Annotated in this window: 12 protein-coding genes and 1 pseudogene; 9 read left to right on the forward strand and 4 right to left on the reverse strand. The window is 63.9% G+C overall.

Features of this window, described 5'->3' with window-relative positions:
- Positions 1–538: 538 nt before the first annotated feature.
- The 3 genes from WCB02_RS38230 to WCB02_RS38240 all read left to right on the forward strand — a co-directional run bounded on the left by WCB02_RS38230 (position 539) and on the right by WCB02_RS38240 (position 5,020).
- A complete protein-coding gene (locus tag WCB02_RS38230) occupies positions 539–3,196 on the forward strand; it encodes a DUF3857 domain-containing protein (protein ID WP_423967287.1) in 2,658 nt (885 codons plus the stop codon).
- A 166-nt stretch (positions 3,197–3,362) separates the two neighbouring features.
- On the forward strand, positions 3,363–4,412 hold the full coding sequence (gene argC, locus WCB02_RS38235; RefSeq protein ID WP_423967289.1) for an N-acetyl-gamma-glutamyl-phosphate reductase: 1,050 nt from the start codon (positions 3,363–3,365) through the stop codon (positions 4,410–4,412).
- A gap of 14 nt (positions 4,413–4,426) precedes the next feature.
- Complete coding sequence (locus WCB02_RS38240; RefSeq protein ID WP_423967292.1) at positions 4,427–5,020, forward strand: class I SAM-dependent methyltransferase; 594 nt, start codon at positions 4,427–4,429, stop codon at positions 5,018–5,020.
- Between the two features lie 66 nt (positions 5,021–5,086).
- On the opposite strand, the gene WCB02_RS38245 is transcribed toward WCB02_RS38240, so the two are convergent.
- Together WCB02_RS38245 and WCB02_RS38250 are read right to left on the reverse strand one after the other, a co-directional pair.
- Positions 5,087–5,485 (reverse strand): MAPEG family protein, encoded by a 399-nt coding sequence (locus WCB02_RS38245; RefSeq protein ID WP_423967312.1) that lies wholly within the window; start codon positions 5,483–5,485, stop codon positions 5,087–5,089.
- Between the two features lie 90 nt (positions 5,486–5,575).
- Complete coding sequence (locus WCB02_RS38250) at positions 5,576–7,381, reverse strand: PHA/PHB synthase family protein (protein ID WP_423967294.1); 1,806 nt, start codon at positions 7,379–7,381, stop codon at positions 5,576–5,578.
- A 283-nt stretch (positions 7,382–7,664) separates the two neighbouring features.
- On the opposite strand from WCB02_RS38250, the pseudogene WCB02_RS38255 reads away from it, so the two are divergent.
- The 5 genes and pseudogenes from WCB02_RS38255 to WCB02_RS38275 form a co-directional block, all read left to right on the forward strand.
- A pseudogene (locus tag WCB02_RS38255) lies at positions 7,665–7,919 on the forward strand (hypothetical protein); the annotation flags it as partial.
- Positions 7,920–8,266: 347 nt separating this feature from the next.
- Entirely contained in the window at positions 8,267–9,487 is a 1,221-nt protein-coding gene (locus WCB02_RS38260; protein WP_423967296.1) for an LL-diaminopimelate aminotransferase, read from the forward strand.
- 23 nt (positions 9,488–9,510) lie between these two features.
- A complete protein-coding gene (locus WCB02_RS38265; RefSeq protein ID WP_423967298.1) occupies positions 9,511–10,830 on the forward strand; it encodes a homoserine dehydrogenase in 1,320 nt (439 codons plus the stop codon).
- A gap of 84 nt (positions 10,831–10,914) precedes the next feature.
- The gene (gene glpX, locus WCB02_RS38270; RefSeq protein WP_423967301.1) at positions 10,915–11,913 is read left to right on the forward strand and encodes a class II fructose-bisphosphatase; all 999 of its coding nucleotides are present in this window, start codon (positions 10,915–10,917) and stop codon (positions 11,911–11,913) included.
- A gap of 33 nt (positions 11,914–11,946) precedes the next feature.
- Positions 11,947–12,666, forward strand: coding sequence for a haloacid dehalogenase type II (locus WCB02_RS38275; protein ID WP_423967303.1), 720 nt, complete (start codon positions 11,947–11,949; stop codon positions 12,664–12,666).
- A 16-nt stretch (positions 12,667–12,682) separates the two neighbouring features.
- Here the strand turns inward: WCB02_RS38275 and WCB02_RS38280 are convergent, their stop codons facing one another.
- Positions 12,683–13,762: a methyl-accepting chemotaxis protein gene (locus WCB02_RS38280; protein WP_423967305.1), complete on the reverse strand. Its 1,080-nt coding sequence runs from the start codon at positions 13,760–13,762 to the stop codon at positions 12,683–12,685.
- Between the two features lie 289 nt (positions 13,763–14,051).
- Here WCB02_RS38280 and recJ point away from each other — a divergent pair, with 289 nt between their 5' ends.
- The gene (gene recJ / locus WCB02_RS38285) at positions 14,052–15,893 is read left to right on the forward strand and encodes a single-stranded-DNA-specific exonuclease RecJ (RefSeq protein ID WP_423967307.1); all 1,842 of its coding nucleotides are present in this window, start codon (positions 14,052–14,054) and stop codon (positions 15,891–15,893) included.
- A 27-nt stretch (positions 15,894–15,920) separates the two neighbouring features.
- On the opposite strand, the gene WCB02_RS38290 is transcribed toward recJ, so the two are convergent.
- The coding region (locus WCB02_RS38290; RefSeq protein WP_423967310.1) for a peptidoglycan-binding protein at positions 15,921–16,286 on the reverse strand (366 nt) is incomplete at its 5' end.

Raw genomic sequence — 16,286 nt, forward strand, 5'->3', positions numbered from 1 at the left:
CCACGCGACTTCACCGTACGCGACAGCACCCACTCGTCAGCATGCCGTTGACCGCTCACAGGTTCCAAAGAACCCGCCCTGCCATCACGTGTCACGCCTGACGCTGCCGCGTCCACCGCATCCCGCCCCGCGTCTCTGGACGATCCGGAACGCCCCTCTGTGGGACAGGATGGCGGTCATATGCAGGTGATTTGGGGTCGGCGTCAACAACGATTTCCGAAAATCAGAACGACATTGGGGGTGATGCCTTTCCATGGAACACGCGGTTCATGGTCTGTGTGCAGCTCCGATTTCGGAGCTGGGGGCTCAGGATGAGGTCTGATGGCTTGGAAATGACAGGTTTCAAGGAATCGGTCGCCAGCCGTGGTCGCCAGCCTTGACGGCGGGCCCGCGCGACGACGCGCGGATTAGGTTCCGGCAGCGACTGTCACATCCTGCGAGAGAACATAAAAGTTTTTCTATCTCCGGCAGCCGGTGGTAATTTCCTGATGGTAGCTGAGCTCTCGATGTAACGTTCACCCGCGGGGCTTTCAGCACCATGATCTCGCGCATCTGTCCCGCTTTGCTGCTGTTGCTGTTTTCATCGAGCTTCGTCGCCGCCAACCCTGTCGAGTCGACCGCCGCGCATCGGGATGCGGTCTGGATCGACCCAGGCTGGCGGCGAACGGTCAGCCGTTACAATGTTACTTTCGATGAACAGGGATTGAGCACGACCGTCTTCGATTTTGAAATCCTGGCGCTCGATGACAGGGGGGCTGCAGCGATTTCACAGCAGGTCGTTACGTACAATAGTTATTTCAGTGACGTGACGTCGCAAGACCTGGCCACGTTGAAGGCCGATGGCAGTGTGATCGCAGTCGATGAGCGGGCCATCCGCGACCAGCCGGCATCGGCGGATACGGCCTCGCCCTATTTCGACGAACGGCGACAAAGGATCATCGCTTATTCACAGGTCGCCCCGGGCGACAAGGTCAGGGGACGCCTGATCTACACGGCAAAAAGGCCCGAATTCGCTGGGGAGTTTGCGTCCTATTGGAGTCAGCCGGCAGATCAGCCGCCCGAGCTGATGGAGCTCACGCTCGACGGGCCGGCCTCGAAACCGTTGCACGTCGCGCTTCGGAACGTCGAGCATAGCGAAGAGAGGTTGGGCGACAGGATCATCCATCATGTGCGCTTCAGGCAGGAGACGGCGAAGCCACGCCAGATCGATGCCGGCTTATTCGACGACGCCAGACGTTTTGAAGTCAGCACCTTCGCGGACTATGCCGCGTTCGCCGCGATGCTGAACGCCCGTAACGCCCCCATGGCGCAGCCGGATGAGCGTTTGCGCAAGCTTGCGATCCAGATCGTCGGCAACGCCGCCGAGCCGGCTGCCAAGGTCGAGCGAATCTACAACTGGGTGGCGCGGAATATCCGCTATGTCGGGATCGGCTTCGAGGACGGCGGCTGGACGTCGCAGCCGGCGTCGGCTGTGTTTGCTGCGCGCTACGGCGATTGCAAGGCGCACGCGACGATTCTCAAGGCCCTGCTTGCCGCGCAAGGGATCGAAGCGGATCTGGTCGCGGTGAATGCCGACGCGCAATATACGCTGACCGAGGTCGCCACACCGAATTTCAACCACGCAATCGTCTATGTACCGGAGATCGGCCAGTATCTTGATCCAACGGGAGCGCTTTTTGCCTTCGGCTCGCTGCCGCCCAACCTCGAGGGCAAGCCGGCGCTCAATATCGATAAGGGCACGATCTCCCGTATTCCGGTGGCGACGCCGGAGCGCTTCGTGCTGGCGGCGGATACCGACTACACGCTGCTCGGAGACGGCACGCGCCAGGCTCGTTCGATCTTGTCCGGAATCGGGCTGGGTGCGCTGGTCGGGCGCTCGGTCGCGTCAGAGTTGGAATCGGTGGACCGTCCGAACGCCGCCAGGAAGCTGATCGAGCAAGCGGGGCTGGCCGGGGGCGGCGACTACAGTTTTCCGAACCCGCGCGAGCTGTCCGACACTTATGCCATCACTGCCACGTTTCAGATCAGCAAGCCTGTCGGCCTCGGTGGACCGGAGAGCGTCAGGATGCTGCCGTTGACCGATCCCCGGCCCCCGCTGTTGCTGCTGGCCACCGGCGGGACAACCGATCGCCCGTTTCCCTGCCGCTCGCTGGAATATCGCGAGACCAGCTCGCTTACAGTGCCGGAGGGAATCAATTTCTACGAAAAGCCGGCGGAGATCGCCTATGAAAGAAAGCTCGACGGTAACACGCCGTACGGAGCCGCGAGCGGTCGCATCGAGGTCCATGCGGCAGCCGTGCGCGATGGCCGGACGGTGCGTTCCAGCGCCGTGATCCGGCTGAATTTCGATTCGGCGGTTTGCCCGGCCGAATTCGCCGCTGCGATCAAGGCGGGCTTGGACAAGTTCAGCGAATTCAACCACGGGCCGATCGGCGTGACGCCGAAATCGGCTCCCTATGTCACGGATATCAGTGCCGACTTTACCGAAGGCGTCAACGCGTTCTTGAGCCAGAAATACGCGCTTGCGATCGCGCGGCTCAAGCCGTTTGCCGAGAGTGGAAGCGCCAAGGCCCAATCGTATATGGGCACCATGTGCGAGAACGGTCGTGGAGTTGAGCGCAACTACGCCGAGGCGATCCGCTGGTTCCTGATGGCGGCGGAGCAGAACGATCCCTACAGCCAATCGCACCTCGGCTATTTGTACGAGATGGGGCTTGGTATTGCGCGCGACGACAAGGTCGCGGCGCAGTGGTACGCCAAGGCGGCCGAGCAGGGCGACGACTACGGCGAAGCTCGCCTGGCAAGCCTGTATCGAGACGGTCGCGGCGTTCCCCAGGACTTTCGGCAGGCTGCGAATTGGTTTTCGAAGGCTGCCGATCAGGGTTCGATCTGGGCACAAGTCAATCTCGGAATACTATACGTCAAAGGACAGGGCGTGCCGGCGGATCAAACCCGGGGGATTTTTCTGCTTCGGAATGCCGCCGATCAGAACGACAGCAATGCTCAATATAACCTGGGCTGGGCCTATGAGAGCGGCACCGGCGTTCCCAGGGACACGCAACAGGCGATCAAGTGGTACGGCATGGCATCCGATCGCGGCCATGCGGAAGCCCGAGCCCGTCTGGCGGGACTGGTCCACGCAAGTTCCTTCTGGGAAATTCTGCTGAGCTACATCGGATTGCGCGATGTTCTGTGACCGAAAATCGCATCATCCTGTGCTATACGACGATCGCCAATAGACTGAGCGTACGGGCTGACACGAACTCGCAACAGACCGCAGGTCGAATGCGCAGGTGCGGCCGCAGGCTTTCATCAGAGACGGGCCTTCGTCAGAGAGACGGCGGAGCCGAAGGAGATATGCCATGAGTACCAGGAAGAAGATCGGTATTCTGGGCGCCTCCGGCTATACCGGCTCCGACGCGGTGCGGTTGCTGGCGCGGCACCCGAATGCCGAGATCGCGGCGCTGACCGCCAATACCCATGCCGGCAAGACGATGGCCGATGTCTTTCCACATTTCTTCATGCTGGACCTGCCAAGGCTGGTCGAGTGGGAGAAGGTCGACTGGAGCAAGCTGGATGCGGTGTTCTGCGGGCTGCCGCACGGTACCACGCAGGAGATTATTGCCTCCGTGCTCAAAGCCAATCCCGAGATCCGGATCCTCGACATGTCCGCCGATTTCCGGCTGCGCGACAAGGCCACTTACGCGCAATGGTACGGCCACGAGCACCGGGCGCCGGAGCTGCAAGGCGAGGCCGTCTATGGCCTCACTGAATTCTACCGCGAGCAGATCAAATCGGCGCGGCTCGTCGCCTGTCCGGGCTGTTATCCGACCGCGGCGCTGCTCGCGCTGGTGCCGCTGGTCAGGGCGAAGCTCGTCGATGCCGGCGACATCGTCATCGACGCGAAGTCGGGCGTCACCGGCGCTGGCCGCGGGCTGAAGCAGAACACGCTGTTCAGCGAGGCGGGGGAGGGACTGTCGCCCTATTCGATCGGCACGCACCGGCACGCCCCGGAGATCGAGCAGGAAATCGGCGCCGCGTTCGGCGCGGCCGTCACGGTGAACTTCACCCCGCATCTGATCCCGATGGCCCGCGGCGAACTCTGCACGTCCTATGTCAGGCTCAATGGCGCCACGTCAGACGATCTGCGCGGGACGCTGCAACAGGCCTATCGCGGCGAGCCCTTCGTGCACGTCGTGGAGAAGGGGGTGGTGCCGCAGACCCAGAACGTGCGCGGCTCGAATTATGTCGAGATCGGCGTATTCGCCGACCGCATCAGGAATCGCGCCATCGTCATCTCGGTGATCGACAATCTGGTGAAGGGATCCGCCGGACAAGCGATCCAGAACATGAATCTGATGTTCGCCCTGCCGGAGACGGCAGGGCTCGAGCAGATCGCGCTGTTTCCGTGACGAAAGGCTCAGGCATGGACGACGATACGCTGCAGTTCTATCGGCGCAATGCGGAGGCCTATGCGGAATGGGCGAAAGCTCCGTCCGACCGGTTGAAAGGGTTTCTCGCATTGCTGCCGCCGGGCGGGTCGATCCTCGAACTCGGCTGCGGCGCCGGCAACCATTCGGCGGAGATGCTGGCTGCTGGCTTCATGGTGCGCGTGACCGACGGGTCGCCGGAAATGGCCGAGATCGCAGCGCGCCGCCTCGGCCATCCCGTGGAGACGATGCTGTTCCATGAGCTCGATGCGCAGGCAGCCTATGACGGCGTCTGGGCCAGTGCCTGTCTGCTCCATGTGCCGAGGGACGAGCTGGCGGGTATCCTCGGCCGCATCCACCGCGCGCTGAAACCCGAGGGCGTATTCTACGCCAGCTTCAAGACCGGCGAGGATGGTGGCCGGGACAGGCTCGGCCGTTATTACAACTACCCGTCGCAGCAGTGGCTGCAGGCGACCTACGCCGCGGCCGGGGCGTGGAATTCGGTTTCGTCCGGTCCCAGCGAGATCAAGAGCTTCGACCAGACGCCCGCAACGATGCTGCATCTCATTGTGCGCAAGGCCGTGGCCTGAGATGACAGCCCGGAGGCTGCGCGCGGCGCAATCGTGTTTGCCGGGTGCCGTGCAAAGGCTTGAAGCTTACAGCACGCCAAAGATCGCCAGCGCCAGCACCGCCTGCGCCAGGAAGCCGACGGTGAATGCCAGCGTGCGGAACACCGGCAGCCCCAGCGTGTAGACCACGAGATGTGCGACGCGGGCCCAGAAATAGGTCGCAGAGGCGTAAACCGTCCATCGGGTCGAATAATCGATCTCGCTGAGGATCAGGATCAACGGCGCGAAGATGATGAGGTTTTCGACCGCATTGTCATGCGCGAACATCAGCCGCGTGGCCCATGCCGCGTGCGGCTTGTCGTTGCGGGAGGGATTGGCCAGCGCGCCCGAGAGACCGCGAACCAGGCAGCGGTTGACCACGTAGGGAACCCACAGCAATCCCGTCAGGATTACCGTCAGCGTCAGCCAGAACAACTCGGGCGTCATCAATCCGCGCGTCATCATGTTCCCCTTGCTCGTTTTCTGAAAATTCGTCTGCGCCGGACGGTCGCTTATAACGGAGCGTGCGGCGTTGCGCTATGCGCGGACTTTGACGTAGCTGCCCGGCGCATCCTCGATCGGCGGTAGCTTGTCAGTTCCGACCGGGCGCGCCGGCACCTCCTCGGGATCGAGGCCGCCGAGCCATTCGCGCCAGTCCGGCCACCATGAGCCCTTGTGCTCCTGGGCGCCCTTGATCCAGTCGGCAAGCGTGATGTCGCCAATACTATCGTTGGTCCAGTACTGATACTTGTTCGATGCCGGCGGATTGACGACGCCGGCGATGTGTCCGGAGCCGGACAGCACGAATTTGACCGGTCCGCCGAAGAACTGCGAGCCGTAAAGCACCGAAGCAGCCGGCGCGATGTGATCCTCGCGGGTGGCCAGATTGTAGACCGGCACCTTCACCTTCGACAGGTCGAGCAGGGTGTTGTCCAGCACCATGGAGCCGCTGGTGAGCCGGTTCTCCAGATAGCAGTTGCGCAGATAGTAGGAATGATTGGCGGCCGGCATCCGGGTCGCGTCCGAATTCCAGTGCAACAGATCGAACGCGGAAGGCGGCTGTCCCTTCAGGTAATTGTTGACGACATAGGACCAGATCAGATCGTTCGAGCGCAGCATGTTGAAAGCCATCGCCATCCTGCCGCCTTCGAGCACGCCGGATTCCTGCATGTCGCGTTCGAGCGCCGAAATCTGCCCCTCGTCGACGAACACCAGGAGATCTCCACCGTGGGTGAAATCGACCTGCGCCGCCAAAAATGTCGCCGACGTCACGCGGACCCGCCGCTTTTCCGCAAGCCATGCCAGCGTGGTGGCGAGCAGCGTGCCGCCGACGCAATAGCCCATGGTGTGGACTTTCAATTCGCCGGTCGCCTGCTCGATGACGTCCATCGCCGCGAGCGGGCCTTCCTTCATGTAGTCTTCCCAGGTCTTTGTCCCGAGCTTCTTGTCGGGATTGACCCACGAAATCACAAAAACCGTGACGCCCTGATCGACGCACCATTTGACGAAGGATTTTTCCGGCTTGAGGTCGAGAATATAGAACTTGTTGATCCAGGGCGGCACGATCAGAAGCGGCGTCCGCAGCACGTTTTCCGAGGTCGGCTGGTACTGGATCAGTTGCATCAGGTCGTTCTGGAAGATGACCTTGCCGGGCGTGGTCGCCATGTTGACGCCGACCGCGAGGTTGGCCGGATCGGACTGGCGGATGCGCAGCGTGCCGCCTCCCGCCTCGATGTCCTCGGCAAGCATCTGCATGCCGCGAACCAGATTGTCCGCATTGGATGCAAGCGTCTGCCGCAGCACTTCGGGATTGGTGAAAACGAAATTCGACGGCGCCAGCGCGTTAGTGATCTGGTTGACGTAGAACTCGGCCTTCTTGCGGGTGTGCGCGTCGAGGCCTTCGGCATTGCGCACCAGGTCCTGCGCCCATTGGGTGGTCAGAAGATAGGCCTGCATGACGAAGTCGAAGAACTGGTTCGATTTCCATTCGGGGTCGGCGAATCGCTTGTCGCGCGGCGAGGGCGCAATCGCGGGCGCCGCGTCTTCGCCGGCAAGGCGGCGCATCGCCGAGCCCCAGAGGTCGAGATATCCCTTCGCCATCTTGGTCTGCAGATCGGAGGCGCGTTCGTTGTCGGCCATCCAGTATTCGGCGACGGCACTCAGTGTCTTGATGACCTCGGCCAGCTCGGCGGGCGGGGCATCCTTCACCTCGCCGCTCTCGCGCGGCTTGAGATAGGCTGCGAGCGCCTTGCCGCCGCTTTCCATCGCCCGCGCGAGATTCATCGCAAAGGCCTCGGCGTCGAACTTGGCTTCTGACTGGCTCTGGATCGTCACATCGGTCATGATGGGGGACACTATCGCTTCATTTCGGCGGCGTCACCGCGGCAGATCGAAATCGCGGCGCCGTTAACCGTGATCGACAGCTCTGTTGCGCTGCGATAAAATATCTTCGTTCCGTCACATTGCAGTCCTATCGGCAGTCGTGTCTGTTCTAGGCTCAACCGTTGTGGGGCGAAATGGTTTGAGTGGCCGCAACGTCCGATGGATCGGGATTCGGACGACTGCAAGACAAAGCGGATCAAGACAAAGCGAATCAAGACAAAGCGGATCGGGAATTCCTGGAGATATGTCGGCGGGTCGGCAGGGAAAGGCGTTTGCCTTGAGCGCGTTGTTCGTCGCGGCGCTGGCGCTTGCCGGCTGCTCGACGACGGTCGCCGATATGCCAGGGGTTGCGGCGCCGCAGCATCCGCAGGAAGCCGGCGCCTATCCGCCGGTCAACGATCTGCCGCCCGATCGTGACCAGGCCGTGCTGGATCCAGCGGCGCGCGACAAGATCGAAAAGGAGCTGATTGCCGCGCGCGACCGCCAGGCAGTCGTGACCCCCGCGACCTCCGGGCCGTCTGCCACCGCAAAACCGAGCGCACCCGCGAGCAAGGCCGCGAAGCCTCGGAAACCGCCGACCTCAGCCCAGAACGCCTCCGCGCAAGCCTCGGATGCGCAGGCTGCTGCAGCCCAGGCTTCAGCGCCAAAGTAACCTATCGGCGCGCTAACCGCTGGCGCGGCGCGGCCTGCGTGGTAAAAGGGCGGCTTCAACCGCACATCAGGGCAAAGCGAACGATTTGGTCCCTGAAGTCGAGCTAACTATCTAAATTAGCTCGAATTCTGGATAAAATTGGATTCGGTCGCGAATCGCGCTTTCGGCCCTCCGGTTGTCGGAGCCTGAGGACCATGGAAGATTTTTACCGCATCCGCCGCCTGCCGCCTTACGTGTTCGAGCAAGTCAACCGGGCCAAGGCAGCCGCGCGCAATGCCGGCGCCGACATCATTGACATGGGCATGGGCAATCCGGACCTGCCGGCACCACCGCATGTCATCGAAAAGCTGAAGGAGACGCTGGGCAAGCCACGGACTGACCGCTACTCGGCCTCGCGCGGGATCAATGGCCTGCGCAAGGCGCAGGCTGCCTATTACGATCGGCGCTTCGGCGTGAAGCTCAATCCCGAAACGCAGATCGTGGCGACGCTCGGCTCGAAAGAGGGCTTTGCCAATGTGGCGCAGGCAATCACCGCGCCCGGCGACGTGGTGCTGTGCCCCAATCCGAGCTATCCGATCCATGCCTTCGGCTTTCTGATGGCGGGAGGGGTCATTCGCTCGGTGCCTTCGGAACCGACGCCGCAATTCTTCGAAGCGGTCGAGCGCGCCATCGTCCATTCCATTCCGAAGCCGTTGGCGCTCGTGGTGTGTTATCCCTCCAATCCGACCGCCTATGTCGCGAGCCTCGATTTCTATCGGGATCTGGTGGCTTTCGCGAAGCGTCACGAAATCTTCATCCTGTCGGATCTTGCCTACGCGGAGGTCTATTTCGACGACGACAACCCGCCGCCGTCGGTGCTGCAGGTGCCCGGCGCGATCGACGTGACCGTGGAGTTCACCTCGCTGTCGAAGACGTTCTCGATGGCGGGCTGGCGCATGGGCTTCGCCGTCGGCAACGAACGCATCATCGCAGCGCTCGCGCGGGTCAAATCCTACCTCGATTACGGCGCCTTCACCCCGATCCAGGTCGCGGCAACCGCGGCGCTGAACGGTCCGGAGGATTGCATTCGCGAGATGCGCGAAACCTACCGCAAGCGCCGCGATGCGCTGGTGGAGTCGTTCGGGCGTGCGGGGTGGGAGATTCCGCCGCCGGAGGCCTCGATGTTCGCCTGGGCGCCGCTGCCGCCGGCCTTCCGCGACGTCGGCAGCATGCAGTTTGCGACCTTGCTGGTCGAAAAATCCGGCGTCGTGGTATCGCCGGGGGTGGCGTTCGGCGAGCACGGCGAGGGCTTTGTCCGGATCGCCATGGTGGAAAACGAACAACGCATCCGCCAGGCTGCGCGCGGTGTCCGCCGCTTCCTTGAAAGCGGCATCGAAACATTGCACAACGTGGTTCCGCTCGCCAACCGGCGATAAGTCTTCCGCAGGTCCTTCTCGTTATGGTCGCACCCCTGAAAGTGGGCATTGCGGGGCTTGGCACCGTGGGTGCCGAGGTCGTCCGCCTGATCGAGAGCGAGGGCCGCACCTTGGCGGAGCGCTGCGGGCGCGCGGTGCAGGTCGTCGCGGTGACTGCGCGATCAAAGGCCAAGAAGCGCGGCGTCGATCTCGGCGGAATTGCCTGGGCGAAAGATCCGCTGCGGCTTGCCAACGACCCCAATGTGGATTGCCTGGTGGAACTGATCGGCGGCGCGGGGGAACCTGCGCTATCCGCGATCGAGACGGCGCTGAAGTCGGGCAAATCGGTGGTGACCGCCAACAAGGCGCTGATCGCCAAGCACGGCTTGCGGCTGGCGGCGGCGGCCGAGAAACATGGCGGAGCGTTGAATTTCGAGGCGGCGGTCGGCGGCGCGATCCCCATCGTCAAGACCCTGCGCGAAGGTCTGGCCGCAACCGGCATCAACCGCGTCTACGGCATCCTCAACGGCACCTGCAATTACATCCTGACGCGGATGGAACAGGAGGGGCTGTCGTTCGCCGAATGCCTGAAGGACGCGCAGCGGCTGGGCTACGCCGAAGCCGATCCGTCGTTCGACGTCGATGGCGACGACACCGCGCAGAAGCTTGCGATCCTGGCCAGTCTCGCCTTCGGCACCAAGGTCGCGCAGGGCGCGGTCTATGTCGAAGGCATTTCCTCGATCGCACCGGAGGATCTGCGGGCGGCATCCGAGCTGGGCTACCGCGTCAAGCTGCTCGGGGTGGCGATGCGGACTGTCAAGGGGATCGAACAGCGCGTGCATCCGACCATGGTACCCAAATCCTCCTCCATCGCGCAGGTCATGGGGGTGACCAATGCCGTCACCATCGACGGCGAGGGTATCGCGCCGATCACCCTGGTCGGGCCAGGCGCCGGCGGGGCCGCGACCGCATCCGCCGTGCTCGCGGATATCGCCGATGTGGCGCGCGGGGTCCGGATCACGCCGTTCGGACGTCCTGTCGAGCGTCTCAAGGCGACCGAAAAGGCGCCCATGGAGCGCCATGAGGGCGGTTACTATATCCGCCTGATGGCGCGAGATTTGCCTGGAACCGCAGCGACGATCGCCAACCGGCTCGCCGAGCAGAAGATTTCCATCGAATCGATCGTGCAGCGCCACCCCAATGGCGTTGACGCGGGCCGATCGGCGGGAAAAGCTTCGCAGGTGCCGGTCCTTCTGATCACCTACGCCACCCACGAGGACGCGGTTCACCGCGCGCTGCAGGCGGTGCAGCGCGACAAGGTGATCAGCGGCCGGCCGCAGGTGATCCGGATCGAGAAAAACTAGGCGCTCGGTCCGAACGGATCGCGCGTCAAACGATTGTCGCGGGCGCAATGTTGCGCCCCGAGAAAGGTTTTGAGGAGCAAGCCGATGTCGACCCATATTTCCGTTCCGCCCCAATTGCTGCTTGAGCGCATCCTGACGCTCGAAATCGTGCGGGTGACGGAGCGCGCGGCGGTGTCGGCGGCGCGGCTGCGTGGGCACGGCAACGAGAAGGCGGCCGACCAGGCCGCCGTCGATGCGATGCGCCGCGAGCTCAACAAGCTGCCGATCGAGGGCACGGTGGTGATCGGCGAGGGCGAGCGCGACGAGGCGCCGATGCTGTTCATCGGCGAGAAGGTCGGGCTGAATGCCGGTCCGAAGGTCGACATCGCCGTCGATCCGCTGGAGGGCACCACGCTCTGCGCCAAGAACATGCCCGGCTCGATCGCGACCATGGCGATGGCTGACGGTGGCACGCTGCTGCACGCGCCCGACGTCTACATGCAGAAGCTCGCGGTCGGACCCGGCTACCCCAAAGGCGTGGTCGAGCTCGATGCCTCGCCCGCCGACAACGTGCACCGGCTGGCGAAAGCGAAAGGCGTCGATGCTTCCGCGATCACGGTCCTGGTGCTGGACCGTCCGCGCCACGCCGAGATCATCCAGGCCGTGCGTGCGACGGGAGCGGCGGTGCGCCTGATCACCGACGGTGACGTGGCGGGTGTCATTCATTGCGCCGATCCCGACAACACCGGCGTCGACATGTATCTCGGCACCGGCGGCGCGCCCGAGGGCGTGTTGGCGGCGGTGGCGTTGCGCTGCATCGGTGGACAGATGCAGTGCCGGCTGATTCTGGATACCGAGGAGAAGCGCGAGCGCTCCTACAAGATGGGGATCCGCGATCCCCGCATGATCTACGGCATCGAGGACCTGGCGCGCGGCGACTGCCTGTTCGCGGCCACCGGCGTCACGACCGGGTCGCTGTTGTCGGGCGTCAAGTTCCGCAAGGACGTGATCGAGACCGAGACGGTCGTGATGCGTTCCGTCACGGGCACGGTGCGCTACATCAAGGCGGAGCACCGCCAGATTGAGAAGTTCCACCTCGATTAGCGACCAAAGACCAATCAATAAAAGGCAGGGATCATGTCGGACATTTCGCAAGTGAAGGCGCTGGTGTTCGACGTGTTCGGCACCGTGGTCGACTGGCGCACCAGCCTGATCAATGATTTCACCGCTTGGGGAAAGACGCGCGGCATCGAGGCCGACTGGATCGCGCTGGTCGACGGCTGGCGCGCGGTCTATGCGGCCTCGATGGACGAGGTTCGCCGGCATCCGGAGCAGGGTTACGTGATCCTCGACGTGCTGCATCGCCGCTCGCTGGAAAAGCTGGTCGCACAACTATCGATCGCGGGATTGAACGACGCCGACCTGTATCATTTGACGATGGGCTGGCACCGGCTGCATCCGTGGCCGGATAGCGTCGCAGGCCTGACCCGGCTGAAGACCCGGTACATCATCTCGCCGCTGTCGAACGGCAACGTGGCGCTCCTGACCGAGATGGCGAAGTTCGCTGGCCTGCCGTGGGACCTGATCATGTCGGCGGAGCTGTTCGAGCACTACAAGCCCGACCCCGAAACCTATCTCGGCGCGGCCAGATTGCTCTGCCTGCCGCCGGAGCAGGTGATGATGGTGGCGGCGCACAACCATGATTTGAAGGCCGCGCAGAAGCTTGGATTGAAGACGGCCTTCGTGGCGCGGCCTACCGAATACGGTCCGCTGCAGAAATATGATTTCGAGGCCAGGGGCGACTGGGACATCGTCGCCAAGGATTTCGGCGGCGTCGCCGATCGGATGGGCTGCTGATGCCGGTTCGGCGGCGCTATGCTGCCGCGACGATGACGCCATACCAGCCGAGGCCCTTGTAGGTCTCGTAGCCTGGCGTGGCATGATAGGCAATCAGCGTGGAGCGGTCCTTGTAGAAGCCGCTGCGTCCGCTCTTGAGCGAGAGCGAGACGCGTTCGCTCAGGATGCCCTGGCCGTCGGAGGCCGCGATCACGCGAAAACTGGAATCGACCAGCAGGACGCGCGCCTTGTCGCTGGCCCCGACACGAACGCCCTGAACGATGGCACGGGCCTGGGATTCCCAATCGAAATGGATCGCGAGCACGCCGATCGGCTTGCCATTGGCGTTGCCGTCGGCGCGCACGCTCGCGCAATACGTCGCGACTTGCGCGTTGCCGAGCAGCGGCTGGCATTCGATATCGCTTGCCACGTAATCATCGCCCGAGCGCAGGCCGCGTGCCTCGCGAAACCACTTGGCCGCGCCGACGTTCTGACCGATGACGTTGAAGCGGTCGGCGCGACCGTTGGCGATGACCTTGCCGTCGAGGTCGCAGAGCCAGAGATCGAGATAGACGGTGTAGGCGCCGAGGATCACCGCGAGGCGCTCCGAAGCATGGGCGACCTTCGCCGCGTCGGTCGAGGCGGCGCAATCGACGACGGCGGAATCGGTCGCCCACCAGCGCACGTCGCAGGTTCGCTCATAGAGATTGCGGTCGATCAGTTCGACGGCATTCAGCGACAGGTCGACCATGCGCTCGCCGCGCGATCGTTCGTTCATCCGCCCCATCGAACTCGCCAGATTGGCGGTCCGCTTGGTGAGCTGGCTTTCGAGGTCGCGCGCGATGGTCTCGACCAGTTGCCCGACGCTGCGCACCTCCTGGGCGACCACCGCGAAGCCGGCGCCTTGCGTGCCGGCGCGGGAACTCTCGATCAGGGCGTTCAGCGCCAGCATCTTCATCTGGTTGGTGATCTGCTGGATCGATTTGGTCTTCTCGCAGGCGATCTGGTTGACCTCGGCGGTGAGCCGCCCGATCAGCGCGGAAATGTCCGATTCGTCGCTGAACTCTGCCGCTTCGCCAGCGATCGTCGTAGGTCGTTGATCAATCACCGCAGCCATTCGCGAAATCCTTTGCCAGGCGTCCCGCCCGATAGATTTACGGGGAAATCCCGGAAGGGTGCTGTGTTTAGCTTTTTCATTTCTGAGGGATTCAGCCTAACGTAAGCTTAATGCGTCGGCTTGCCCGCGGTTTGCTCGCTGCATTTTGTTTGGGCAATCTGACTTTTCGTGGCGGCACAAGACCAAAGACTGCGGGTGGGGCGCGAATCGCGCCGGCTTGTGTGGTGACTCCTGCGGTCGGCGCCACGTCCTCGCTCCCGCATGCGCTTCTTGCTGATGGGCTGACACGATGTCGCTTGCCGCCTCCGCACTGCCCGTCGAAGCGCCGCCGGCCTTTCTCGGCGTCACGCATTCCCTGACCGGGAAACTGTGGCGCGACCGGCTTGACGCCCGCGGCGCGGCGCGGGCGCTCGCGATCGCGCAGCGCCATCAATTGCCGGAGATGCTGGCGCGCCTGCTCGCCGGACGCGATGTCGCCATCGACGCGGTTTTGGACTTTCTCGATCCGACCATCCGCAAGCTGATGCCCGATCCATTTACGGTGACCCAGATGGAAGCGGCGGCCAAGCGCATCGCCGACGCGGCGATCCGGCGTGAACGTGTTGCGATCTTCGGCGACTACGATGTCGACGGCGCGACCTCCGCGGCATTGCTCGCCTGGCACCTGCGACATTGCGGCCTGGATCCGCTGATTCATATTCCAGACCGTATCTTCGAGGGCTATGGCCCCAACGTTGACGCGGTGCGGGCCTTGGCGGGGAAAGGCGCGACCCTGCTGGTGACCGTGGATTGCGGCACCACCAGCCTGGAACCGCTGGCGGAAGCCAGGCGGCTCGGGATGTCGGTGGTCGTCATCGACCATCACCAGGCCGGCAGCGAACTGCCCGAGGTGGACGCGCTGGTCAATCCCAACCGGCTCGACGATCTCTCCGGTCTCGGTTATCTCGCAGCCGTCGGTCTCACGCTGATCACGCTGGTTGCCGTCAATCGCGAATTGCGCGCGCGAGGATTTTGGAGCAGCGAAATGCCCGAGCCCGATCTGATGGGCATGCTGCATCATGTCGCGCTCGGCACGGTCGCCGATGTCGCTCCCCTGATCGGGCTCAACCGCGCCTTTGTGGCCAAGGGCCTGATCGCGATGCGCCGCCGCGACCATGTCGGCCATACCGCGCTGATGGACGTGGCGCGGCTCAACGGGCCGCCGGAGGCTTGGCACCTGGGCTTCATGCTCGGACCGCGCATCAATGCCGGCGGCCGGATCGGGCTGGCCGATCTCGGCGTGCGGCTGCTGCTCGAGGGCGACGTGTCCGAGGCCGCGCGGATCGCGGCCGAGCTCGACCGGCTCAACAGCGAGCGCCGCGTCATCGAGCAGGCCGCCGAAGCGCAGGCCGAGGCCGAGGCGCTGGCATCGCTCGGGTTCGAGGACAAGGCCAGCGTCATCGTCACGGCATCCGAGGGCTGGCACCCCGGCGTCGTGGGTCTGGTCGCCGCGCGGCTGAAGGAAAAGTTTGCGCGGCCGGCCTTTGCCATCGCGCTGGAGCCGGGCGGTGTCGGTACCGGCTCGGGCCGCTCGATCGGCGGCGTCGATCTCGGCAAGGCGGTGCGGCAGGCGGTGGTCGATGGCGTGCTGGTGAAGGGCGGCGGCCATGCGATGGCCGCGGGCGTGACCTTGCGCAAGGAGAAGCTCGCCGAGTTCCGCGCCTATATGGAGACCGCGCTCGCCCGCGACGTGGCTCAGTCGCGCCATGTCAATGAGCTGTTGATCGACGGGGCGGTCTCCGCGCGAGGCGTGACCGTCGAGCTCGCGACCACGCTCAATCGCGCCGGGCCGTTCGGCAGCGGCAATCCCGAGCCGGTGTTGGCATTGCCGTCGCATCAGCTGGTCTATGCCGACGAGGTGGGACAGGCCCATCTGCGCCTGCGCTTCAAGTCCGGCGACGGCGCTGTCGTCAACGGCATCGCATTCCGATCGGTCGGTCAGAAGCTCGGCAATGCACTGATCGAGCATCGCGGCCAGGCGCTGCATGTCGCAGGCTCGCTGGCCGTCGACCGCTATCAGGGCACCGAGCGCGTGCAGCTGCGCGTACTGGACATTGCGCTGCCCGATCAGGGTCCGGCGGTGATCAGGTAAACAATTCCTGCCATCCCGACGGCTGTCTCACGACCCCTGCCGTAACCGCGCCAGCAGCTTCAGGCCGCCATAGCCGTCGGCGGGCGTCAGCCCCATTTTCAGCTGATAATCCCGGATCGCCCGCATGGTGTCATTGCCGACCCGGCCGTCGGTGCCGCCGGTGTCGAAGCCGGCCTTGGTCAATCGGACCTGCATCTCCTGCACTTCGGCCAGCGTGAGCGCCCGTTCCGAATCGGGGAACGGCTGGATGAAGGGCGGCGCGCCCAGAATGCGGTCGCCGAGATGGCAGATCGCCAGCGCATAGTTCATCGACGGATTGTAGCTGCGGACCGCGTAGAAGTTCGGGCCCAGCAGGAACACCGGTCCGCCCGGCACCGGCGACCAGATCTGCGC

This window comes from Bradyrhizobium sp. (assembly GCF_049581145.1).
Lineage (GTDB): Bacteria > Pseudomonadota > Alphaproteobacteria > Rhizobiales > Xanthobacteraceae > Bradyrhizobium.

Excerpts from the sequence above, each read along its gene's own strand:
- WCB02_RS38275 (WP_423967303.1), top strand. The coding sequence starts at position 11,947 with ATGTCGGACATTTCGCAAGTGAAGGCGCTGGTGTTCGACGTGTTCGGC.
- WCB02_RS38250 (WP_423967294.1), bottom strand. The coding sequence starts at position 7,381 with ATGACCGATGTGACGATCCAGAGCCAGTCAGAAGCCAAGTTCGACGCC.
- WCB02_RS38245 (WP_423967312.1), bottom strand. The coding sequence starts at position 5,485 with ATGACGCCCGAGTTGTTCTGGCTGACGCTGACGGTAATCCTGACGGGA.
- WCB02_RS38265 (WP_423967298.1), top strand. The coding sequence starts at position 9,511 with ATGGTCGCACCCCTGAAAGTGGGCATTGCGGGGCTTGGCACCGTGGGT.
- WCB02_RS38280 (WP_423967305.1), bottom strand. The coding sequence starts at position 13,762 with ATGGCTGCGGTGATTGATCAACGACCTACGACGATCGCTGGCGAAGCG.
- recJ (WP_423967307.1), top strand. The coding sequence starts at position 14,052 with ATGTCGCTTGCCGCCTCCGCACTGCCCGTCGAAGCGCCGCCGGCCTTT.
- WCB02_RS38230 (WP_423967287.1), top strand. The coding sequence starts at position 539 with ATGATCTCGCGCATCTGTCCCGCTTTGCTGCTGTTGCTGTTTTCATCG.
- glpX (WP_423967301.1), top strand. The coding sequence starts at position 10,915 with ATGTCGACCCATATTTCCGTTCCGCCCCAATTGCTGCTTGAGCGCATC.
- WCB02_RS38260 (WP_423967296.1), top strand. The coding sequence starts at position 8,267 with ATGGAAGATTTTTACCGCATCCGCCGCCTGCCGCCTTACGTGTTCGAG.
- argC (WP_423967289.1), top strand. The coding sequence starts at position 3,363 with ATGAGTACCAGGAAGAAGATCGGTATTCTGGGCGCCTCCGGCTATACC.
- WCB02_RS38240 (WP_423967292.1), top strand. The coding sequence starts at position 4,427 with ATGGACGACGATACGCTGCAGTTCTATCGGCGCAATGCGGAGGCCTAT.